Below are 22,450 nucleotides of genomic sequence, written 5' to 3'. Positions count from 1 at the left end.
ATCCGCCTTGGGCCCCGTGGTCGGTGTGTATGACCGCCCCGGCGAGGCTTCCGCGGGTGCGTTCGGCGGCGGTCAGAGCGTCGGTGACGAGGTCGGTGCGCATGTGGTTCGCGATCGCCCAGCCGGCCAGGCGGCGTGAGGCGAGGTCGATGACGGTACCCAAATACAGGAACTTCCCGCCGTCCAGCGGGAGATAGGTGATGTCGCCGACGTACTTCGTGTTCGGCTCGCTTGCTGTGAAGTCGCGGCCGACGAGGTCCGGGGCCTTCGCCGCGGCCGGGTCCGCAACAGTGGTGCGATGTCTGCGGCGCAGGCGAACGCCCGCCAGACCGGCACCCCGCATCACCCGCGCGATCCGCTTGTGGTTGACGCGTTCACCCGCCTCGCGGAGCTCGGCGGTGATCCTCGGAACGCCATAGGTGCCGTCCGACTCGCGGTGCACGGCCCGTATCCGGGCGGCGAGGCGGGTGTCGGCCGCCTGCCGGGCGGCCCGGTCTGCGGCCGTCCGACGCCAGTAGTAGAAGCTGGAGCGGGCGATGTTGAGGATGGTGCACAGCCGCTTCACGCCGTAGCGGCGGTGGTGGTCGGCAACGAACTGGAAGCGGTTCACCAGCGCGTCTCCCCGGCAAAATACTTCGCCGCCTTGCGCAGGATCTCGCGTTCCTCCTCCAGCTCACGGACCTTCTTGCGCAGAGCGGCGTTCTCCGCCTCCAACGGCGTCGGCGGCTCGGTCGGCACCTCCGCCCGGCGTCCCCGCGGCCGGCTCACGCCGGCTGCCCGCACCCAGTTCCGCAAGGTCTCGGGGTTGATTCCCAGATCGGCAGCGACCTGCCGGATCGTCGCCTCGGGCCGCGACTGGTACAGCGCGACCGCGTCCGCCTTGAACTGCGGCGGATAGTTCTTCATGACCACGAGATGTCCGTCCTCAGATCCTCAGGATCCAGTGTCTCGTGTGTCCAGGATCAAGGGTCAAGGCCCGTGGGGCAGGTCAACCTGTCACCCAACCCTGCACCAGACCCCTTCGGATACGTCGAGGCAGACGAACAACGCTTCACGTGAGCCACCGGTACATACGCCGACTCCCAGATCAACTTGGTCCCAGGTCGACGCATCCGCGACCAGCGCATCGCTGATCCCATGAACGGTGAAGGCGCCCGCAGCCACCGGCGTCTGTGGATGCCCTGTGAGATGCGGGCGGCGTGTGACAGCACGGGCCGGGGCAGCCGGAGACGGCGGTCGGACGGGCCGTGGTCCTGCCGCCCGGAGTGCTGTCCGGGGTCTTCCCGGCCGGTCGGCCGAGGTGCCGGTCCGGTGTGGCGCCGGTCCGGTGTGATGCGCAGCTGTTGTCGGCGGCCTCGTCTCTCGTGTGGTCAGGACTGCTCGCGGCAGCCCTCTTCGGTGCACTCGAGAGTGACGAGGGTCTGGTCGACCTGCTGGCTGGTCAGAGGAGGTTCGGGCAGTTCGTGGGAGCCCTCGGTGCGGAAGGCGTCGAGCATCAGGTGGAGGTGGCGGCGCCAGGCTTGGGGGGCGATGGTGCGTGTGGCCTGGATGATCCCGGCTTGGGACCAGATCACGAAGGCGATGTCCTGCGCGGTGACGTCGCCGCGCAGGACGCCCTGTTCCTGGGCGTTGCGCATGATCTGGACGCAGAGTTCCTTGGTGCGTTCGTACATCTCGCGGCCGGCCACGTGAAGGGGCAGCCGTGCCGAGACCAGGTCGTTGAAGGCGCGGTCGCAGGCCTGCAGCTTGCAGAGCTTCTCCAGGTAGCGGCAGAACCCCTCCCAGGCATCGTCCATGGCTGCGGCTTCTTCCGCGGCGGTGAGCAGTTCCGTGTACTTCGCGTTGAAGAGTGTTTCGACCAGGTCGAGCCGGGTGGGGAAGTGGCGGTAGAGCGTGCCGATCGCGACGCCGGCCTCGCGGGCGACGCCCTCCAGGGACGCCCCGAGGCCCTGCTCGGAGAAGGCCGTGCGGGCGGCGGCCACGATCGCGTCCCTGTTGCGCTGTGCGTCACGGCGCAGGGGTTTCGTCGGCGTCTCCCTCGCGGACGGGGCGTGGTGGTGGCTCATGGTTCGAGCGTAACATGAGGCCCCCCTCGAATTCGGTTGTTGTCATGTTTCCGATCGCAATCTCGCCCCTCCGACGTGCTGTGATGAGCCTCACCGCAAACATGAGGCACCCCTCGGGTACGGTGGCAGAGCCGAATGTGAGGCACCCCTCCGGATGACCTTGCGGCAAGCCGACTGACCCGGGATTTCCGGATCTCGGTTCACATAGAGCGGCGGCCGCCAGTTCGGCGAAACCGCGGCAGTCTCGCAAGGGAAATGACCATGAACAGCATGACCAAGCGCGTCTCGATCGCACTCGCCTCCACGGCACTGGCCGGCGGAGCCCTTCTCGGAGCCGGCGGCTCGGCGTCGGCAGCCGCGACTTCGGTGCCCGTGCAGCACACGCAGTACGTGTCCGCCACCTCCGCGACCAACAGCGAGCAAGCCGGCCACCACACGGATGACGACCACCGTGGGCAGGACACTGTGCGCCACGTACGGGCTGCGGACCACGAGGGCGAAGCGGCCTCGTGGCGCGGCGTCAGCGCCGCCCGCTGGTACGAGGACCAGGTCGACGCAGCGGCCTCGTGGCACGGTGTCAGCGCCGCCCGCTGGTACGAGGACCAGGTCGACGCAGCGGCCTCGTGGCACGGTGTCAGCGCCGCCCGCTGGTACGAGGACCAGGTCGCGTGGTCCCTGAACCACAGCTGACGCGGCCCGAGCCGCCCCACTCCGGCAAGGCCGGGGCACCCGCGTCGAGTTCCATCCCCTCAACCAGTCCCAGGTCCCCCGACCACTCCAGCGTGACGTTTCCTTCCGCACCCTCAATGTGCGGCACTGGGACCGGATGGTGCAGGCATGGGCAGCCGATGACGACGAGGCCATGGACGAGGCATGGTTCGACGGCATCACCGTCGACCTCGGATCCGACTACGGCGCCTACGTGTACGTCATGAACATCGGCTTCGCTGCCTGACGGCTGCTGTAGGGTCTCGCGGCTGATGTCGTAATCTCACGGGTCGTGTCGTACCGATGTCGTATACGACATCACCGTGAGACGAGCGCGTGGGTGCTGCTGCTCAGCGCCTCGTCTCGTACCTGGTCAGGACCACGCCGCCGGGAAACGTCCGCGTCTCCACCAGGTTCAGGTTCACCCAGCTGTCCAGCGCGGTGAAGAACGGCGTGCCGCTGCCCACCAGGACCGGATAGGCGGCGATCGCGTACTCGTCGATCAGCCCGGCGCGCATGGCCGCCCCGGCGAGCGTTGCGCCGCCGATGTTCATTGGGCCGCCGTCCTCGGCCTTGAGCCGGGTGATCTCGGCGATCGCGTCGCCGGTGACCAGGCGGGTGTTCCAGTCGACCTTGTCGATCGTCGAGGAGAACACCACCTTCGGCGTGTCCCGCCAGTTCCGCGCGAACTCGATCTCCGCCGGGGTGGCGCCCGGCTGCTGGTCGCCGGTCGGCCAGTAGGAGCTCATCGTCTGCCACAGCTTGCGCCCATACAGCGACAGGCCACTCGCCTGCTCGTGGTCGAGCCACCACTGGAACAGCTCGTCGCTCGGCGGTCCGCTCCAGCCGATGTCGTCGCCGGCCGCGGCGATGTAGCCGTCCAGGGTCAGGTTCATGCCGTAGATCAGTTTCCGCATGGCGCAGCCTTCCGTCCGTGGGTGTCCGGCGTATAGACCAGCGCGGCGCGGGAAACTCGTCGGTGCGCGATCTGGGCTCGCCGGTAGTCCTCGTGCTCGGGGCTCAGCGTGGTGTACTCGGCCGACTCGGACAAGCCGCCTGATCTCGACCTCGCCCTCGCGAGGAAATGCCACGGATTTGAGACTGATCATGGGTGACAAGGCCGTGAGACAGCCAAGAACGCCCAGGTCACGCAAGATCGACATGTCACGAGCGGCGAGACCCTACACCAGGCTTGTAGGGTCTCCAATTTCGCTGCACAGTCTCACGGCTGACTGCATATCGCTTGCACATAGCCGCTGTTCAAAGTGGTGACTCATGACGCAAAGTGCGAGGTCAAGGTCGTGTCAGCCCTGGTGCTGGGCGTCATCGGCCCCGAGCTGCGAGCCGATGTTGTTCCACATGAAGCAGTCCTTCCAGTCCGGCTTACCGGCCGCCCAGCCGAGCATGGCGGTCAGGATCTTCTCCTGAGAGAGGGTCCGCGTCTGATAGTGCTCGGCCGCTACACCGTCCCGGAATTCGAGTTGGTACGTGTTGTCGTCACGCAGCAGCACTTGGACATACCAGCTGCCCTCCAGGTCCTCCTCCACGCGCTCCAGGACTAGATGCGCGTTTCCGCGCTGGAGGTTGGCCAGCATCCTGCCTATCGCCGGCTTCGAGGGCTTCTTCACCACGCGCCCTGCCTCATCAGTTGCAATCAGCATGGCTTGATCCTCCAGCACGACTCTGACACCGCCCCGGTGATCTCATGATGCGGCTCCTTGGCATCCTCTCGGCATGGGCCCAGCTCTTCCTCGCACCGTCCGAGCCGTCGACACCAGCCAGCTCCTCGACCTGGCCCAGGACGCCGCCATGCACGGCTTCAGCCAGCGACTCCCCGTCGACTGGCTCCAAGCGCACCTCGCCGCAGAGGCGACGCACTACCTGTTCCCAACGCTCGTGCAGCGGCTCACACACCGTCCCGAGATGCCGCTGCAGTGGAGGTGCCAGCAACTGCTGACCGTCTACACCGGCGAACAGACCTGGGGTCTGCTCGACGTCCTTCCCGACACCTTCGACAAGATCCCGCAGACTCTGGACACGGCGTCCAAGAAGGACATCGTCAACCGCATCGCGCGAGCAGTGACCGTGCGCAATTGGATGGAACGGATAGCTGCCGATGCAGGTTCGTGACGCCCTCGGGCAGTGGCGCAGCCTGGTGGACAGTCTGAGGAAATGACATCGCTCTGAGACAGCCGCCGGCCGACCCGTCGTGAGACTGAAGGGAAACGTCCAAGTCGCAGCGTCGGCGCATGACACCGAAAGTGAGAACCTACAGCCTGTGTGGGATCTCAGATTCCGTGGCCGAATCTCACGAGCGATGGTCACTCGATGGCCGGTCGGCCGCCAATCTGAGACAGGCCGGTCGAAGCGCTCACCCTTGGGGCTAACGAAGTGCCCAGTCGCGGTCGCTCGGCGTCGGCTCGGTTCGCCAACGAGCCCGTAGGACTCCGTCGTTGTCGGGCATGACAGCAGTGCACAGAGGCATAGATTCACCCGCATATACAGACAGAAGCGCGGCGGCATGGGCACGGGATATCCGGGCGGTCAGTTCGGGGAACCCGTCCTCGCCGGCGACGGCGCTGTGGATGCTGCCGTCGTCGTCCTGCCACACGCCTTCGACGAGGCCATCAGCGGGCAGGGCTCCCAGGACGACGTCGATGTCGGTGGACAGGGACGGCCAGACGGCGAGACGGGCCCGGGGAGCCAGTCCAACGCGAACGGGGTCGATGGTGTCGCTGGTGAGGTGGTGCCATCGTGAGGCACCTTCGAGATATGTCTCTTCCAGGATTCCTGCACGGCCGGTGGCGACTGCCCTGTGCAGGTCGGCCCAGAAGTCGTCATCGCCGGGCCGCTGGATGCCCTGCTCTTCCTCCTCGGCCCCGAAGGCGTACGGGGAGGCGTCCAGGCGTTCCGGGAACAGTCCGAGCTCCCGGGCGTGGGCCAACGCTTCCTCGCAAGGCCGGCTGCTGCTGATGTAGAGGTATTGGTCCCATCCCACATGGACCGCGAACGCGCCTTCCGCCTCCAGCCGGCACCAGGCGCCGTTGTCGCGCAGCATGGCGCGCACCAGCTGCAGCCCGATTTCGAGCGGTACTTCTGCCCCGTCGTGAAAACCGGTAGGGCCGGCAGGGAAGAGCCCGTCCAACCCAAAGCCGTCCACCGGAGGCTCCACACCGAAGTGCACGTAGGACGGAATCTGTGGTTCACGTACGGCCAGGTGATCGACGCCGGTGTCCCTGGCGAAGGCCGCGACCGCCTGAAGGTAAGACGCCTCGACCTCGCCGTGATCGCTGACGATGTCCTCACTGCCGGTGTAACACCCGTGTTCGTCACGGTCGGCGGGGTCGTACTTGGTGACGCGGTAGACGTAGGGGAACTGCACCGCCCCATCATCCAGCACGCTCGTGTCGCCCCGCGAGGAAATGCCATGGGAGGTGAGACAGAGGCGTAGGGCAACGTCTTGAGACAGATCAGGAAAATGCTGGTCAGCGCAATGCTCTATGGCACGAGCCGCGAGATCCTACATCCAGGTGTGGGATCTCGGATTGGCTGGCCGAATCTCACGGCCGGTGGCTATTCCGTGGCCGATCGGCCACGGAACTGAGACTGGCTGGGCGGCCTGTTGCGCTCAGCCGCTCCGTGGCGGACGCCCCGTCGGCTGCCAGCCGCTGCGTGATCCGGTCGAACAAGTCCGTCAGTGGCTCACCGACGTCCTGGCCAAACTCAGTCAGCCCGTAGGTGACTTGGGGTGGCGTCGTCGGCTCGACCTTCCGCCAGACCAGGTCGTCCTGGACCAGCGCGCGCAGTGTCTGAGCGAGCATCTTCTCACTGATGCCCTGGATGCTGTCGCGCAGCTCGTAAAACCGAAGGTCGTTGCTCCGCAAGGAGATCAGCACCCAGATACCCCACCTGCTGGTCACGTGGTCGACCACGTCGCGCGCAGGGCAGTCGGTGTGAAACACCTCATACCGATTGCTCGCCTCGGCCTGCGTCAGCTGCGCGCCTTCCCTCATGTCCGGAGCTTACCTCTGGGTATGTTCTTACAAAAAGTAAGCCTGCCTCCTAGCGTCAATTGCCGCAGTGCACAACGGACTAGGAGCTGAACATGATCGTGGTGACCGGGGCTACCGGAAATGTGGGCCGGCCCTTGACGCAGGCCCTGGCCGAGGCGGGCGAGCAGGTGACGGCGGTGTCACGGCACGCGGCGGCAATGCCGGACGGGGTCCGGCACGTACCGGCTGACTTGGCCGAGCCACAGGGCCTCACTCCCGCTTTGGACGGGGCGAAGGCGCTGTTCCTCCTGCTGTCCGGCGACCTGCACGCCCCCGAAGCCAGGCCGACCGACCTTATCGACCTGGCCGCTGCCAGAGGGGTCCGCCGGGTCGTCCTGCTGTCTTCGCAGGGCGTGGCGACCAGGCCGCTCGGCCCGTCGCGGATCGCGATGCGCGCGGTGGAGGACGCGTTGAGAGAGACCGGCCTGGAATGGGCCATCCTGCGACCGGGCGGCTTCGCCTCCAACGCCTTGGCGTGGGCGGAGTCCGTCCGCACGCAAGGGACGGTCGCCGCACCCTTCGGCGATGTCGGGGTTCCGATCGTCGACCCGGCGGACATCGCCGAGGTCGCGGCGGCCTGCCTACTGGACGACCGTCACACCGGCGGAATCTTCGAGCTGACCGGGCCCGAGGTGATCACGCCCCGTCAGCAGACGGAGGTCATCGCCGCCGTGCTCGGCTCGCCGGTGCAGTTCCACGAACTCACCCGGGAGGAGGCCAAGGCCGCGATGACCCAGTTCGTGCCGCCGGAGCTCGCCGACGACACCCTGGACATCATCTCCGCCCCGAACCCCGCCGAACGGCGGATCAGCTCAGACGTGGAACGAGTCCTCGGCCGCGCCCCGCGTCCTTTCAACGACTGGGCCGCCCGTCGCATCGCCGCTTTTCGCTGAGGCACAACTCAGCTGAAGTGCCCGGGCAGCCTCGTGCGACTACGGCCGCACGGGGCGGCCCCGTCACCGCCCACCACCAGCCAGAGCTCAAGAGCGCCTTGCAGCGGGGGCGGTCGATCCAGCCCCAGCCCAGGCAGTCCCGGCAGCTGCGGGTGGCCCAGGGCCGTGATCGCCGGACGGCCGGACTCACTTCCAGCAGAGTGTCAGGCGCCGTATGGAGATTGGCGGCCAGCGCCTGCCAGACGAACGGGTACGGACATCGCGCGAGTCGATCCCATAAGATCTTGAGCCCAGGCCAGGGATGTCGGAGGGCGACGATGGAACAGCCGCGGATACGCCTCGGCAACGATGATGTATGGCTGGAACTGGCTCGGATCGGTGGGGCAGCTGGCAGATCACCGCAGATTGGTGCTCGTCCTTCGCCGTGAACGCAGTGCTGCCGCAGTTGAACGAGCTGCTGTTTTCCTCGGTCGAGGGCGTGTTGGTGGAATCGGTCGAGGTGATCGACACGGTTGTCCGGGTCGAGGCCCGTACGACCGCAGGGCGGGCGGCCTGTCCGGGGTGCGGGTGCTGGTCGGGGTGAATGCACAGCTCCTGCCTGCGATTTCCTCGTGATCTGCCGACGGCGGGCAAGTTCGTCGTGGTGTCGTTGCGGTGATGCCGCTACGTGTGCCGGAGCGGGGTCGGGTTCGGCATTCGCGGCAAAGGTGTGAACCTGACGGTTTGTTTTCTATGGTGGATTCAACTGGTATCACCGGATTCGGCGGGTGGTCGTGGTTTCAGTGTTGCTGGAGCGGGCGGGTTGTGATGTGTGCCATGGTGCCTGCAACTGCCAGGTGCAGGCACGATGGCGGGGAGCGGGTCATGCTGGGGTCATGGGGCAACGATCCGAACTTGGAAGGTTCCTGCGCTCGCGTCGGGCTCGGCTGCGTCCTGAAGATGTGGGCCTGGTGGATTACGGAGGGCGTCGGCGTGTGCCGGGATTGCGCAGGGAGGAGCTGGCGCAGCTGGCGGGGGTCAGTGCGGGCTACTACACGCGGCTGGAGCAGGGGCAGAGTCCGAACGCGTCGGATGCTGTGCTTGATGCGATTGCCCGTGTTCTGCAGCTCGACGACACGGAACGCTCGCACCTGCACAGTCTGGCCCGTACCCGGCCGCGGGCGCCAAGGCGCTCCCGGGCTGAACGGGTGCGGCCCGGTGTCCAGTTGATGGTCGATTCGCTGGGCGGTGTGCCTGGTCTGGTCATGGGCCGCTATGGTGACGTCCTGTACTGGAATCGGGCCGCTCACGCGCTTGTGGCAGGACACCTCGACTTCGAGGCGCCGGGCCGGCGTGTGGAACGGCCCAATGCCGCACGGCTTGTCTTTCTGGACAGTCATACCCGAGAGCTTTATGCGGACTGGAAGGAAAAGGCCCGTGACACGGTGGCGGATCTGCGTCTGACGGCGGGGCGTTTTCCCGACGCCCCGAAGCTGGCGGAACTCATCGGTGAACTCACTCTGCGCAGCCCGGAGTTCGCTGCGCTGTGGGCCGCGCATCCCGTCCAGCCGTGTGCCCGCCTCACGCGGGATTTCCAGCACCCGCTGGTGGGTCCGATGACGCTGGCCAACGAACTGATGGACCTGCCTTTTGATCAGGGGCAGCGTGTGTCCGTCTTCAACGCCGAGCCCGGCTCGCCTTCGGACGCCGCCCTGCGGCTTCTGATCGGCATGAGCGCACCGGCCGAGAGTGTGCGCCGGCCGGTGCACGCGGTGGACGAGGGCGACTGACCCTCGCGGTCGCGTTTGTCGTCCCGCAAGACTCCCGGCCTGGCGGCACACATCCCCCGCTGTCGCCAGGCCGGGCCTGGTATTCCCGCCGGACTTCTTCGTTACTGCTGGTCAACGGCTTGGGTGGGGGAGTGTGGCGGGGGTCGGGCGGGTGCGGGGCGGTCGTGGCGGACCGTCCCGCGAACGTGTGCCCATGCCGCATGTGGCGGCAGTGTCGGGCGCGTGCTGGGTGGCGGCGTCTTGAGTGCGAGAACCTCACCGTGTGCTCGCGTCGTGGAGGGCGTCGTGGAGGGCGGCGGTGGGGTTCAACTGCCGGCGGACGGCGGGTTTCTGCCGGGGTGAGATCCACGAGGTCGGGTGTGTCGGCCGCGTCACCCCCCCTTTTTCGCGTTCCTGGACAGCCATCGCGGCGAGGAAGGTGTGCGCGAGCATGACGAGTGTGATGTGCCGGTTCCAGCCGGCGTGGCGGCGGAGTTCGTACGGGTGCGGGCCGCACTCGTTGTTCGCGCCCTGGAAGCACTCCTCGGTCTTTCAGCGGCATCCCGCGATGCGGGCCCGGTTCGCGGGCGGTGGCGTCCGGTGGTGCACTGGCCAGGTAGGAGGCGATCTCGTCGGGTCTGGTGGTGCTGCGGCGGGCGGGCATCCAGCGTTGCCGGGTGGGTATTTCGCCGTCGAACTCCCGGACGGCGGGCGGCCGGGCGGCGCATGCGTAGCGCCGCTCTTTCTTGGCGCCGTCGCCGCAGGACAGGGGTTGCCATGCCTCGGGTGGGGCCTGGGCGATGAGGTGGTCGATGCGCGGGCCGTGGACCTGCTGCGAGGTGGGCACCGCGACGACGTGGGACAGACCGGCGTCTTCCGGTCCGGCCCGCCGTTGCGGCATATGGTTGTTGCACCCCGGCCGAGGTGGTGCCCTTCTTGACGAAGCCGGTGTCATCGATGATCAACACACCGTCTGATGCGCCGAGTTGCTCTGCCGCAGAGGACTGCAGGTCATCGCGGAGACGGCCGGCGTCCCCATGGCTGCGGGCCGGCACGTGCTGAAGTCCGTCCAAGGTGGCATGGCCGGCGTGCTCGGCGAGCTGCCGGCCGTTCTTGCGGCCCACCGGGCCCACCGGGCCCAACAGTCCGCCAGTTCGCGCACATAATCCCGCATCCGGCGTCGTGGCTCTGCCCGGACGAACCAGGCTCCGGCCCGCAGGAACAGATTCTCGAGTTCCTGGCCCCGCACGCTCGTGGGCGCATCATTGATCACGCCTGTGGGCTGCTCGGTCCGTTGTCACTGCATGCGGCGTGGGCACACGTTCGCGGGGCGGTCCGCCAAGACCGCCCCGACTCAAACCCACCCCGCTGCACTCCCCGCACCCAAGCCGTTGACCAGCAGTGATGAAGAAGTCCGGCTGGAGTACTCATCCCCACCGCATTACTGCCATTGGCATATGAGAAGGCTTGGAGTTTCCGCACTACTTGCCAAGGTCGGCCGGCGCACCTGCCTGGGTAGCGGCAGGTCCCTTGCCCAAAGGAAGCCGGGTACAGCAATGTCGGTGCGTGCCATTTGAGACGCCGGGACGGCTGGTGCAGGCCTCATCCGCAAAGATACCGCATGGTAGGTTTTTATGCGGGAAAGGCGGGGGGAGGGGGTCGGTAGATGCGTGGGATCAGGGCGAGAGGAGTGGCGACGTGGCCAGGCAGGAAAGAGCCGAGCAGACAAGACGGTCACTGATGGAAGCCGCCGCTCATGTCTTCGACGACGTCGGATACGAAGCGGCCGCCCTGAACGCCATCAGCTCCACGGCGGGCGTCTCCAAAGGAGCCCTCACCTTCCATTTCGCTTCCAAGGCGGAACTCGCGGACGCGGTCCAGGCCCTGTCCTGCCGGCGTGCCCGGCACGCGATCGCCAAGGTCGCACATGCTCAACTGCCCGCCCTGCAGGCAGTGATCGACGTGACCCACACCCTCGCCGACATTCTGCAGCAAGACCGGGTCACCCGCGCCGGCCTGAGGCTCAGCCGCGAACGGGGCCCGGTTGCAGGAGCCGCCATGGATTGGGACCGGACATGGACCAAGCCCGTCAGGACATGGCTTCTTGAGGCGCGCTCGGACCGCAGCCTGCCCGGCGATGCCGACGTACACGCGGTGGCGGCCTTCGTTGCGCACCTCATTGCCGGACTGGAAATCACCACCAGGCATCGGGGGATCCTCGCCGAAGTCATTCCCGCATGCGCGTCCGGGACGACCAGTGACTCGCGGGCCTGGCTCACACGCGTCTGGAAATTGGTACTGCCCGATATCGCCATCGAGCCCGCCGACTTCCAGCCGCAGGCGAGCAGTTCACTTCTCTGAGCCCGTACGGACGGGACCTGACACCCCCATCCACATCTGAACTGTGGTGGGGGAGGGCGATGTAGAGGATCGCGATCTGAACTGCGGTGGGGGAGGGCGATGCAGAGGTTCGCGTGAGCCACCGCACCATGCGGCCCCGGACGGCAACGACTTCGGCAACTTCGGTAAATGCGCAGGCCGTGGTTGTGGATCGGATTGCCTGCCCCTTCACTTGACCCGATGGTCTGAAGAGTCGCAGAACCTGCACCTGCCAGTGGTAGGCACCGCAGGCCTATCCATCGCAGAGCCCTGGGCAGCGGACAACGCACGCCACAGGCTTATCCGTACCTACCCGCTGATCGCTTGTGAGAGGCAAACCACCATGGTGGTAACCGATACCCCCACCCAGCAGTCCACAGCACCTGAGAGCCTCGGCGTCCGGGGCTGGCTGACACTGATCACCCTGTGCAGTGCAACATTCCTCATCGCCCTGGACTTCTCGATCGTGACCGTGGCACTGCCCGAGATCGGCCGGGACCTGAACTTCGCTACCACGGGTGACCTCCAGTGGGTCGCCACCGCCTGCCTGCTGCCCACCGCCAGCCTCCTGCTTCTGTTCGGCAAGGTTTCCGACCTCGTCGGCCGGCGCCGGCTGTTCATCCTCGGAGTCGCCCTGTTCACGCTGCTCTCGCTCGTCGCGGGAACGGCCGCCAACCCCGGCATCCTGATCGCGGCCCGCGCAGGCCAGGGCATCGCTGCCGCCATGATCGGCCCCACCGCCATCGCCCTGATGACCGCCTCCTTCAAGGAAGGCCCCCAGCGCACCAAGGCCCTCGCGGTCAACGGCGCCCTGCTGTCGCTGGGCTTCGTCGTCGGCACCATCGGCGGCGGCCTCATCACCAGCGGGCTCAGCTGGCGCTGGACCATGCTCATCATGGTCATCATCGGTGCCGTGATCCTGGTGGGTGCCTCCACCCTCCTGCCCAAGGACGGAGCACGGGTCGCCACCCGCCTCGACGTGCCCGGCGCCATCCTGGCCAGCGCCGGCCTCTTCGCCCTCGTCTACGGCATCTCCACGGGCACCGACGCCGGCTGGACCAGCGGCTCCACCCTCGGTGCGCTCATCGCCGCCGTCGTCCTGATCGGCGTCTTCCTCGCCGTCGAGGCCCGTCACCCCGCCCCCCTGGTCTCCGTCGAGATGCTCAAGCGCCCCACCGTGAAGTGGTCGTTCGTCGTCGGATTCTTCACCTTCGGCATGTGCGGCGGAACCACCGTCCTGCTCAGCCTCTACATGCAGGACGTGCTCGGCTACTCCGCCCTGAGCACCGGACTCGGCTTCCTCGCCGAGGGCGTCACCGCCATGATCGCCGGAAGCCTCGCCTCCCGCCTCATCGGATCCTGGGGCACCCGCCAGACTATGATCGCCGGTCTGCTCGTGCAGGGCCTGGGCACCGCAGCCATGGTGTGGCTGCCCGCCGACGGCAACCTCGCGCTGCTCCTGGTGACCTCGGGCGCCATGGGCTTCGGCCACGTCCTGTCGGTGGTCGCCTTCATCACCACCCTCACCTCGGGACTGCGTGACGACGAACAGGGCATCGCCGGGGCGCTGTCGCAGATGCCGCAGTTCGTCGGCGCCATCGGCGTCGCCGGGCTGGCCGCCATCGTGACGGCCCGCTCCTCTGCGCTCGCCTCCACCACCACCGCGAAACTGGCCACCCTCGGTGGCCTGCACGCGGCCGTGGTCGTCGCCGGAATCGCCTGCCTCGTGGCGCTCCTGGTCGCCGCTACGCTGCTGCGCATCCCGGCCGCCGGCAAGCAGGAACCCGCCCACGCCGCCTAAACGCCAAGACGCCTACCCGCCCGGTTCCACACAGACGTGGAACCGGGCACAGGCATGTGCCGAAAACCGCTGCCGCCAGACGCAATTGCGTGTACTCCCCTTAATGCGGTCGGACATTTTGAAAACCGTTGTGGCCGACAATGCCAAACAGTTCACTGTCAGTTGATGACCCCACCCTGACAGGAGCTTTGATGCCCTCCGCCCGAGAAGCCTCAGCAAGACCCGGGCTGCCACTGAACAAACTTCCCTCGCTCACCGGGATGCGCGTCGTCGCTGCGCTGATGGTCTTCTTTTTCCACATCGGACAGAACTCACCCTTTCAGTCACAGCAAATTTCGGACGCGTACGAAACCGTCTTCGGCCAAGGAGGATGGGTCGGAGTCAGCTTCTTCTTCATACTCAGCGGATTCGTCCTCACCTGGTCGGCCAAGCCGGGAGACACCGCCCGCCGTTTCTGGCGCCGCCGCGCCGCGAAAGTTTTCCCGAACCACCTGGTCACCACACTTGCGGCCCTGCTCCTTCTGGCCATCGCAGGCCAGAGCCTCGGAGGCTGGAAGATCCTTCCCGCCGCATTCCTCCTGCAGTCGTGGTTCCCGCAACTCGACATCTCAGGAGCGGCCAACTCGGTCTCCTGGTCGCTGTCTTGCGAACTCCTCTTCTACGCATCCTTCCCGCTGATCATCCGCTTCGTGGACCGCGTCCGGCCCTCCCGCCTCTGGTACGGGGCAGGCGCCACCTGGGCAGCCATCCTGGCCGCACCACTGATCGCCCAGCTTCTGCCCAGCCGGCCCGGCGTGGGATTCGCCCCCGCCTCCGAAGCCGAGTTCTGGTTCGTCTACGTCCTGCCGCCCGTGCGCACCCTCGACTTCCTCCTGGGTATCTTCCTCGCCCGGATCCTGCAGCGCGGCCGATGGATCCACTTCAACCTGGGGGCCGGGATCCTCATCGCCGTGGCCTCCTACATTCTCTGCGCACACGTCGGCTTCACCTATGGCCTGGCCGCCGTGACCGCGATGCCACTGGCGCTGGTCATCACGGCCGCCGCCCACGCCGACCTCCACGGTGGATGGTCCCCGTTCCGCAGCGCAGCAATGGTCTGGCTCGGGAACGTCTCCTTCGCCTTCTACCTGTGGCACAAGATGATCCTCATCGAAGTGCGGCGCCGGCTCGGAGGACCGCTCACCACCTGGGACACCGCCGCGGGCCTCAGCTACATCGCCCTGGCCGGCACCCTCACCATGCTTGTGGCCTGGGCCACCTACCGCTACGTGGAAATACCCGCCATGCGCCGTTGGAGCACGCCACGCACCCCGCGCGCGCGGCACGCGACACCTGCCCAGCCCCTCGTTCGGGTGGACGGCGACGAAGGCGCGGACCCCAGCCCCTTCGCCTGACCACCCAGTACCCCAACCCACCCACCACGGAGGCGATCCATGGCTCCCCACCACGCCATACAGCAGCGCACCCGCAACCAGGACACCCTCACCCGCTACTTCCAGCTGCTCACCGCCCTGGACATCGACGCCTGGATCCAGCTCTGGGCCGAGAACTGCACCGTCCTCACCCCCTTCGCCCCGCGCGCTCCCCACCGCATCGACGGACGCGAGGCCCTGCACGCCTTCTACGCCGCCCAAGCCGCCACCTACACACAGCTCGCCTACCCCGGCACCGAAATACACCCCCTGCAGGACCCCGCCAAGCTGCTGGCCCGCTGGTACCCGAAGGGCGAACTCGCCGCGGGCGGCAGCTACGCCAACGAGAACGTCGGGCTCTTCGAGTTCGACCAGCAAGGCCGCATCCGGCACTTCACCGAGTACTTCAACCCGCTGCCCGTCACGCAGGACGCGGCCTGACCCGCCGGCCAGAACGAAGGAGAACCATGCCCACCACCACGCTGACCCCCGATCAGCGCCGCATCAGGAACATGGCAGCTCTCAACGCCTACTTCTACCTGCTCGAAGAGGGCGACCTCGACTCCTGGATCGACCTCTGGGCGGACAACTGCACCCAGATCGTCCCGTACGCGGCCGGTGAACTGCCCCGCCGGCTCACCGGCAAGGACGAGATCCACACCCTCTACAAGAGCATCGCCGGCGGGTTCACCAAGCTCACCTTCCAGCTCACCGAACTCCACCCCCTTCAAGACCCCGACAAGATCTTCGCCCGCTGGCAGCCCTACATCGAACTGCTCGACGGCAGCTTCTACAGCAACGAAAGCGTCGGGCTCTTCGAGTTCGACGAGGAAGGCCGCATCCGGCACTTCAGCGAGTACTTCAACCCGTCCGGCTTCGTCGAGAACTACGACACCTTCTCCTAAGGAATCCCTCATGCGCGCAGTCCTGAGCCGTCAGTACGGTGGCCCCGACGTACTGGAACCGGCAGACGTACCCACGCCGTCCATCGCCGACAACGACGTCCTGGTCAAGGTCGTCGCAGCCGGCACCAACCCCGTCGACCGGGAGTGCCGCGAAGGCCAGGCAGCTCCGTGGTTCGACGACGGCCCCTGGATCTGGGGCTGGGACGTCGCCGGCGTCGTCGAGGCCGTCGGCGCGGGCGTCACCAGGTTCGCCCCTGGCGACGACGTCTTCGGCATGCCCCGCTTCCCCAGCCTCGCCGGCGGCTACGCCGAATACGTCAGCGCACCCGCACAGGACCTCGCGGCAAAACCCGCCGGCAGCACGTACGCCCAGGCTGCCGCACTCCCGCTGTGCTCCCTCACCGCGCTGCAGGTCCTCGACCTCACCGAGACCGTGTCCGGCCAGCACGTACTGATCAATGGAGCCGCCGGCGGAGTCGGCCACATCGCCGTCCAACTCGCCAAGGCCCGCGGCGCACACGTCACCGCCATCGCCCGCAAGACCAACCACGACTTCCTCTGTGCTCTGGGCGCCGATGAGGTGGTCGACTACACCACCACCTCCGTGCCCGACACCGTCAGCGACATCGACGTCGTCGTCGACCTCGTCGGCATCGACGCCCTCGTCCGCACGGTGCGCCCGGGCGGCATCATCGCCCCGGTCCCCGGCGCGGCACGGGGCGCCGGCCCGCTGGAGGAGGCCGCCCAGGAACGCGGCGTGCGCGTGCTGCGCCACGTAGTGCATCCCGACGGGGACTCGCTCACCTACATCGCGCGCCTCGTCGACCAAGGCCTCCTCAACGCCGAGATCACCGACCGGCTGCCGCTTGAGCAGGCCGCTGAGGCGCACCGGCGTATGCAGGCCGGGCACGGTCGCGGAAAGATCGTCCTCACGGTGCAGCCCCCGCGCTAGACACGACCGGGCGCCGCCGGGGTGCCGTTGCTCCCGCCAGCAGGCCGCAACGGCTCCCCGGGCCCCAGCAGGCACAAAAAACCTTCCGACGGCCGCCACAGTCACCAGCGATCACCCACCTCAAACACCGACCCAGCGATCCGACCGCTTCGTACGCGACGTACTGGCCTACCCGGCGAACCGCACCGGGCAGCACGCAGGCTGCGCCTCCAACTCGCCGACCACGCCCGGAACCGAGGCCTGCTGCCCACCGCGCAGCGCTGAGCCCTGCCCGCCCCACACCACACGAAAGAGGCCGACCAGGCCTCTCACCGGCTGCCGGCACCGCCGCGAGCGGCACCCGGCGTCGGGCTCCCCCCCAATACCAAGGTGCACCGCATGGAATACCTCGTCCTTGCCGGACTGCTCGCTCTGCTGGTGGGCGTCCACTGGTACCTCTGGCGCCGGCTGGTCGCCGACACCACCTCCACACGGCGCGTACGGCGGGCGGGCGCAGCCGTCCTCCTCCTGCTGGGCGTGCTGATGGTCGCCACGACAGCCCTCGAGGCGGCGCACCTGCTCTTCCCGGTGCAGCAGATCATCGCCTGGCCCGGCTACCTGTGGTCCGCCCTGCTCCTGTACCTGACGCTGCTCCTCATCGTCCGCGACGCGGCCGCCAAGCTCATCGCAGTCCTTCGCCGGCTCACGGCACGCGACAGCGTGGACACGCCCGCACCACAGTCCACTGTTCCCACACAAGGGCGCCGCTCCGGCAGCCTCCTGGTGCAGCGAACCGCCACGGACACCACGAGCGTGCGGGCACCGGCGGCGCCCGCTGCTTCCCGGCGAGTCTTCCTGGCCCGCACCACAGCGCTCGTCGCCACCGTGGCCGCGACCACGACGGTGGGAGCCGGAACCTACGAAGTCTTCAGGGGCCCGCGCCTGAAACACCTCACGGTGCCGATCGCCAAGCTTCCCCGGCAGGCGCACGGCTATCGGATTGCCGTCGTGAGCGACATCCACCTGGGTCCCATCCTGGGACACGATTTCGCACAACAGGTGGTCAAGACGGTGAACTCCGCGCAGGCCGATCTCATCGCGATCGTCGGAGACCTGGTCGACGGCCGCGTCGACGACCTCCGCGGCGCCGTCGCCCCCTTGGCCCAGCTCACCGCACGCGACGGAGTCTTCTTCGTGACCGGCAACCACGAATACGAATCAGGCGCACCGCCATGGATCGAGCACGTACGGGCTCTTGGCCTTCAGCCCTTGGAGAATGCCCGCCGTGAACTGCCCTACTTCGACCTCGCCGGCGTCAACGACGTCTCCGGCCAGGACTACGGGCAGGGGCCCGACTACGACCGCGCGCTGGGGGACCGGGACCGCTCCCGCCCCTCGGTGCTGCTCGCGCATCAGCCCGTCATGGTTGACGAGGCGATGCGTTTCGGAGTCGATCTGCAGCTGTCGGGACATACCCACGGCGGTCAGTTGTGGCCGGGCAACTACCTGGCCGGACTGGCCGGCCCTGCCGCCGCCGGACTCAAGCAGGTGGGGGACACCCAGCTGTACGTCACACGCGGGGCAGGCGCGTGGGGGCCGCCAGTGCGGGTCGGCGCCCCCTCCGACATCACCGTGGTGACCCTTGCGGGACGGCACCCGTAACAGACGCCCACAGCGCGCCGTTGACGGCACCGTCGAGATCAGCTCCCTCGTCAGCGGTTTCTTCCGCACCATGGACGAACGGCGCTTCGAGGACGGTGGGACGGGCGCCTACTTCACGGATGATCTGCGGACGATGACACCGCTCGGTGTGGCCGAGGGCGCCGACGCGGTGCGCCATGCGCAGGCGTCCATCGGCCGGTTCGCTGCCCCCTGCACATCTTCAGACGTCAAGGTGAGGACCCCGCCGGGCGCACCGACTGCCGGTGGGCGGCGTCTGCGAGGCGAAACTCCGGCGCACCGACAGCGGCTGGCGCATGAGCACCATGTCCGTGCGCGCCGTCTGGACCACGGGCGAGCCGCCTGTCCTGGCCGCTGAGCCCCCTTGCGCACCGCGCGGAACTGACCGGCGCCCAGGTATCGAACTGAGCCCGGCGGCTGTCCGGTGGATCGTGTGAGCCGGCGGGTCAGGTCCGTGCCCGGCCCCAGGGCCTTTCGTTTGGATCATGCCGGGCTCGCGGGGTCTGGCACGCACATCTGCGGCGTTGTCGTCACTCGCCGACGCTCCGCGTCGACTCCCTCCTCCGCCTTGCAGCTGCACGCTCCCCCAAGCTCTCGGCTGCGCTCGAGCAGGGGGACCCCCATGACCCCGCTCCCTGTTCCGGCCTGATCCAAACGAAAGGCCCCAGGCAAGACGGTCGCGCCCCGCACCCTGCACACCGGCACGGTGCGGGGCCCCTGCCCCTGACGGACTGCCCCGGCGACCGGGCGACGTCTAGACGCTCACTCCGATGCTCTGCTCGATGGCCCGCAGCGGAATCCACGCCCATGAGGGGCGATGCCGCGTCTCATACAGGACCTCATAGACGGCCTTGTCCAGCTCGTAGGCCCTGAGCAGTTCCTGGTCCCCGCTCGTGTACTCGCCACGATGAGCCCCATAGCCATCCAAAAATGCCCGCCGGCTGAGCTCGACCCACTCGCGCGCGCGGCCCAAGGCTTGCACACAGTCCACGGTGCCGGTCAGTTCGTGGTGGGCGGCGTAGTCGAACGAGCGCAGCATCGCGGCCACATCACGCAGCGGGGAGTGGTGCCGGCTCCGCTCGGTGTGATCGGCAAGCGGTTCTCCCTCGAAGTCGAGCAGGATCCAGCCCTCGCTCGTGTGCAGAGTCTGCCCCAGGTGCAAGTCGCCGTGGCTGAGCTGGGCGCTGCGGTGCGCCGACGGCGCAAGGCGCGCCACCGCAGAGAACTGTTCGTGCAGCCGGCCGGCGTACGGGGCGAGTTGGGGCGCCCCGTCCACAGCCGCCGTCAAGCGCCGCAGGAACAGCTGCGACAACTGCCGGTAGTGGCGGGCCTCCAGCTGCTGCTGCCCCGCTGCTCGCGCCAGATCGCCGTGGACCGACGCCAGCGCGCCGCCCAGGCCGCGCGCTCGGGCCGCGAAGTCCTGTGCCGGCCGGGCATCCGCGGGTGCCAGGACGCGGCGGACACTGGCCAGCGCGGCTGCCCATCCGTCCTGGGCCTTGGGCAGAAACTCCTGCACGGTGGCGTAGGTCCCGCCGCTCGCTTCGTCCCAGGCCGCGCCGAGCAGCGGCGGAACGTGTGCCGAGTCCTGGTCGACCAGCATGCGGTGCACCACCAGGTCAGGGCTGGGAGCCGGTGAGACCCGGCGGAATATCTTCAGAATGAACTGATCACCGATGGTCACTGAGGTGTTGGACTGCTCGGCCCCCAGCGCACGCACCGGCATGGGCTTCTCGGGAGTTGCGAATCCCGGTGGTTCGCTGGAGAACACTGCGCCGTCCCTGCCCTGTCCGTCAGCCATCAGCTGCAGCAGGCACTGGATCAGGAGTGGATCCTGCAGCGCGTCGTAGACCACGCCGCCGCCCTGGCGGGCAATGACTTCCCCGCCAGGGCGGCGCTGCGCCTGACAGGCGCCCACCACCAGCAGATAGGACCCGGCGTCGGCTCCGACGACGTCGCGGGCACGCACCACCACCAAGGCGCCCAAGGCACCGTCCGGGGCGGCAGGGGCAGCAAAGACGTGGCTTCTCACCACCTGTGCTGACGCCAGAGCGCGTCCTGTTCCGTCGAACCACCGTTGCTCGGGAAGCCAGCGCACCAGAGCCTGCTCGACCTCCTGCGATGTCACCAGGGCAAGAAGAGTGCTCATGCGGACCCTTCCTCGCTGCCCAGAAAGAACCAGTAGAAGCCGTAGCCGGCCAGCGCCAGCTGGTACGGCTCCTCGCTGACGGCCGGGAAAGGGACCTGACCGGTCAGTTCGAGGGGCTGGTGCCCGGTGGGGCCCGGCATGGTGAAGGTGACCGGCTGCGGATGCCGGGAGAGGTTGTTGACGCAGATCACCCGATCGACGCCGCCATCGGGGAGTTCGTACTCGCGGACGTAGGCCAGCACACTCTCGTTCGAGGTCGGTATCTCCTCGAAGGTGCCCATGCCGAACGCCGGGTGCTGACGCCGCACGTCCAGCATCATCCGCGTCCAGTGCAGCAGCGACGAGGTGTTCTTCGACTGGGCCTCGACGTTGACGCCTTGATAGCCGTAGACGGAGTCCATGTTCACCGGCAGGCGCAGCCGTCCCGGATCAGCGGTGGAGAAGCCCGCATTGCGATCAGGCGCCCACTGCATCGGGGTGCGCACCGCGTCCCGGTCGCCGAGCCAGATGTTGTCACCCATGCCGATCTCGTCCCCGTAGTACAGCACCGGGGACCCCGGCAGGGACAGCAGCATCGCATTGCACAACTCAAGCTGGTTGTAGTCATTGCCCAGCAACGGGGCCAGGCGCCGCCGGATTCCGATGTTGGCGCGCATCCGCGGATCCTCGGCGTACATGGCGTACATGCATGCGCGTTCCTCTTCGCTGACCATTTCAAGCGTGAGTTCGTCGTGGTTGCGGAGGAAGATGCCCCACTGGCTTCCCGAGGGGATCGCCGGCGTCGTGGCCAGGACGTCCGAGATCGGTGTCTTGGTCCCGCAGCGCACGGCCATGAAGATCCTCGGCATGAGCGGGAAGTGGAAGGCCATGTGCGCCTCGTCGCCACCCTGCTCCGGGTCGCCGAAGTACTCCACAGCGTCTTCGGGCCACTGGTTGGCCTCCGCGAGCAGCACTCGGCCGGGGTACTCGTCGTCGACGACCTTGCGCACGGACTTCAGGAAGTCGTGGGTCTCGGGGAGGTTCTCGCAGTTGGTGCCCTCGCGAGCGAACAGGTACGGCACCGCGTCCATACGAAACCCGTCGACGCCCAGGTCGAGCCAGAACCGCAGCGAGTCGAGCATCGCGTCCTGGACCCGGGGGTTGTCGTAGTTGAGGTCCGGCTGGTGAGAGAAGAAGCGGTGCCAGAAGAACTGCCCACGCACCGGATCGAACGTCCAGTTCGAGGTTTCGGTGTCGACGAAGATGATCCGCGCGTCCGCGAACCCCGAGTCGTCATCCGCCCACATGTAAAAGTCGCCGTAGGGGCCGTCGGGGTCGGTCCGTGACGCCTGGAACCAGGGGTGAGCGTCCGAGGTGTGGTTCATCACCAGGTCGGTGATGACACGGATGCCGCGGGCATGGGCAGCGTCCAGCAGAGCGACGAAGTCGTCGATGGTGCCGAAGTCCGGCAGCACACTGCGGTAGTCACTGATGTCGTAGCCGCCGTCGCGCAGCGGAGAGGCGTAGAAGGGCGGGAGCCATAGGCAGTCCACCCCCAGCCACTGGAGGTAGTCCAGCTTGTCGGCCAGCCCCTTCATGTCGCCTGTGCCGTCACCGTTGCTGTCGTAGAACGAGCGGACCAGTACCTCGTAGAACACGGCTCGTTTGAACCAGTCGCGATCCACCGGCAGGGTGCGCGCGACATCGAAGTCTGCGGCGTTGGCACCGATCAGAACCTCGGGACTCATCC

Annotated in this window: 19 protein-coding genes and 2 pseudogenes; 12 read left to right on the top strand and 9 right to left on the bottom strand. The window is 67.5% G+C overall.

Annotated elements, in window-relative coordinates:
• Positions 1 to 7: 7 nt before the first annotated feature.
• Positions 8 to 912: pseudogene (locus OHA58_RS00365) on the bottom strand (IS3 family transposase); the annotation flags it as partial.
• Between the two features lie 458 nt (positions 913 to 1,370).
• Complete coding sequence (locus OHA58_RS00360) at positions 1,371 to 2,066, bottom strand: TetR/AcrR family transcriptional regulator (protein ID WP_405475045.1); 696 nt, start codon at positions 2,064 to 2,066, stop codon at positions 1,371 to 1,373.
• Between the two features lie 261 nt (positions 2,067 to 2,327).
• Here OHA58_RS00360 and OHA58_RS00355 point away from each other — a divergent pair, with 261 nt between their 5' ends.
• Positions 2,328 to 2,756: a hypothetical protein gene (locus tag OHA58_RS00355; RefSeq protein ID WP_405475042.1), complete on the top strand. Its 429-nt coding sequence runs from the start codon at positions 2,328 to 2,330 to the stop codon at positions 2,754 to 2,756.
• Positions 2,757 to 2,778: 22 nt separating this feature from the next.
• Positions 2,779 to 3,021: pseudogene (locus OHA58_RS00350) on the top strand (transcriptional regulator); the annotation flags it as partial.
• A gap of 103 nt (positions 3,022 to 3,124) precedes the next feature.
• Here the strand turns inward: OHA58_RS00350 and OHA58_RS00345 are convergent.
• Both OHA58_RS00345 and OHA58_RS00340 read right to left on the bottom strand, forming a co-directional pair.
• Complete coding sequence (locus OHA58_RS00345) at positions 3,125 to 3,691, bottom strand: dihydrofolate reductase family protein (protein WP_405475040.1); 567 nt, start codon at positions 3,689 to 3,691, stop codon at positions 3,125 to 3,127.
• A 387-nt stretch (positions 3,692 to 4,078) separates the two neighbouring features.
• Positions 4,079 to 4,435, bottom strand: a complete 357-nt coding sequence (locus OHA58_RS00340; protein ID WP_405475037.1) for a hypothetical protein — start codon at positions 4,433 to 4,435, stop codon at positions 4,079 to 4,081.
• 73 nt (positions 4,436 to 4,508) lie between these two features.
• Here OHA58_RS00340 and OHA58_RS00335 point away from each other — a divergent pair, with 73 nt between their 5' ends.
• The gene (locus tag OHA58_RS00335; protein ID WP_405475035.1) at positions 4,509 to 4,904 is read left to right on the top strand and encodes a hypothetical protein; all 396 of its coding nucleotides are present in this window, start codon (positions 4,509 to 4,511) and stop codon (positions 4,902 to 4,904) included.
• A gap of 253 nt (positions 4,905 to 5,157) precedes the next feature.
• Here the strand turns inward: OHA58_RS00335 and OHA58_RS00330 are convergent, their stop codons facing one another.
• Both OHA58_RS00330 and OHA58_RS00325 read right to left on the bottom strand, forming a co-directional pair.
• Positions 5,158 to 6,156, bottom strand: coding sequence for an RNA-binding protein (locus OHA58_RS00330; protein WP_405475034.1), 999 nt, complete (start codon positions 6,154 to 6,156; stop codon positions 5,158 to 5,160).
• A gap of 178 nt (positions 6,157 to 6,334) precedes the next feature.
• Entirely contained in the window at positions 6,335 to 6,787 is a 453-nt protein-coding gene (locus OHA58_RS00325) for a winged helix-turn-helix transcriptional regulator (protein ID WP_405475033.1), read from the bottom strand.
• 92 nt (positions 6,788 to 6,879) lie between these two features.
• On the opposite strand from OHA58_RS00325, the gene OHA58_RS00320 reads away from it, so the two are divergent.
• Both OHA58_RS00320 and OHA58_RS00315 read left to right on the top strand, forming a co-directional pair.
• Entirely contained in the window at positions 6,880 to 7,719 is an 840-nt protein-coding gene (locus OHA58_RS00320) for an SDR family oxidoreductase (protein WP_405475030.1), read from the top strand.
• Positions 7,720 to 8,594: 875 nt separating this feature from the next.
• Positions 8,595 to 9,488, top strand: a complete 894-nt coding sequence (locus OHA58_RS00315; protein ID WP_405475027.1) for a helix-turn-helix transcriptional regulator — start codon at positions 8,595 to 8,597, stop codon at positions 9,486 to 9,488.
• A 371-nt stretch (positions 9,489 to 9,859) separates the two neighbouring features.
• Here OHA58_RS00315 and OHA58_RS00310 read toward each other — a convergent pair whose 3' ends face one another.
• Positions 9,860 to 10,591 carry a transposase gene (locus OHA58_RS00310; RefSeq protein ID WP_405475024.1) on the bottom strand — a complete coding sequence of 244 codons (732 nt, stop codon included), beginning with the start codon at positions 10,589 to 10,591 and terminating at the stop codon, positions 9,860 to 9,862.
• Between the two features lie 574 nt (positions 10,592 to 11,165).
• Here OHA58_RS00310 and OHA58_RS00305 point away from each other — a divergent pair.
• From OHA58_RS00305 to OHA58_RS00275, 7 genes are all read left to right on the top strand, one after another.
• Positions 11,166 to 11,828 (top strand): ScbR family autoregulator-binding transcription factor, encoded by a 663-nt coding sequence (locus OHA58_RS00305; RefSeq protein WP_405475021.1) that lies wholly within the window; start codon positions 11,166 to 11,168, stop codon positions 11,826 to 11,828.
• A gap of 361 nt (positions 11,829 to 12,189) precedes the next feature.
• The gene (locus OHA58_RS00300; protein WP_405475018.1) at positions 12,190 to 13,647 is read left to right on the top strand and encodes an MFS transporter; all 1,458 of its coding nucleotides are present in this window, start codon (positions 12,190 to 12,192) and stop codon (positions 13,645 to 13,647) included.
• 260 nt (positions 13,648 to 13,907) lie between these two features.
• Positions 13,908 to 15,041: an acyltransferase family protein gene (locus OHA58_RS00295; protein WP_405475015.1), complete on the top strand. Its 1,134-nt coding sequence runs from the start codon at positions 13,908 to 13,910 to the stop codon at positions 15,039 to 15,041.
• A gap of 39 nt (positions 15,042 to 15,080) precedes the next feature.
• Positions 15,081 to 15,500: a nuclear transport factor 2 family protein gene (locus tag OHA58_RS00290; protein WP_405475012.1), complete on the top strand. Its 420-nt coding sequence runs from the start codon at positions 15,081 to 15,083 to the stop codon at positions 15,498 to 15,500.
• 26 nt (positions 15,501 to 15,526) lie between these two features.
• A complete protein-coding gene (locus OHA58_RS00285) occupies positions 15,527 to 15,964 on the top strand; it encodes a nuclear transport factor 2 family protein (protein WP_405475009.1) in 438 nt (145 codons plus the stop codon).
• Between the two features lie 10 nt (positions 15,965 to 15,974).
• Entirely contained in the window at positions 15,975 to 16,916 is a 942-nt protein-coding gene (locus OHA58_RS00280) for an NADP-dependent oxidoreductase (RefSeq protein ID WP_405475007.1), read from the top strand.
• Positions 16,917 to 17,294: 378 nt separating this feature from the next.
• Positions 17,295 to 18,557 carry a metallophosphoesterase gene (locus OHA58_RS00275; RefSeq protein ID WP_405475004.1) on the top strand — a complete coding sequence of 421 codons (1,263 nt, stop codon included), beginning with the start codon at positions 17,295 to 17,297 and terminating at the stop codon, positions 18,555 to 18,557.
• Positions 18,558 to 19,329: 772 nt separating this feature from the next.
• Here the strand turns inward: OHA58_RS00275 and OHA58_RS00270 are convergent.
• Both OHA58_RS00270 and treS read right to left on the bottom strand, forming a co-directional pair.
• Positions 19,330 to 20,721 carry a maltokinase N-terminal cap-like domain-containing protein gene (locus OHA58_RS00270; RefSeq protein ID WP_405475001.1) on the bottom strand — a complete coding sequence of 464 codons (1,392 nt, stop codon included), beginning with the start codon at positions 20,719 to 20,721 and terminating at the stop codon, positions 19,330 to 19,332.
• Entirely contained in the window at positions 20,718 to 22,448 is a 1,731-nt protein-coding gene (gene treS, locus OHA58_RS00265; RefSeq protein WP_405474998.1) for a maltose alpha-D-glucosyltransferase, read from the bottom strand. Before treS ends, OHA58_RS00270 begins: the two co-directional genes overlap by 4 nt.
• Between the last annotated feature and the right edge of the window lie 2 nt (positions 22,449 to 22,450).

This window comes from Streptomyces sp. NBC_00009, from assembly GCF_045040855.1.
In the GTDB taxonomy this organism is placed as follows: domain Bacteria; phylum Actinomycetota; class Actinomycetes; order Streptomycetales; family Streptomycetaceae; genus Streptomyces; species Streptomyces aureus.
The sequence above is the reverse complement of the archived record's forward strand: the minus strand, read 5'-3'. Positions and strand labels throughout refer to the sequence as shown.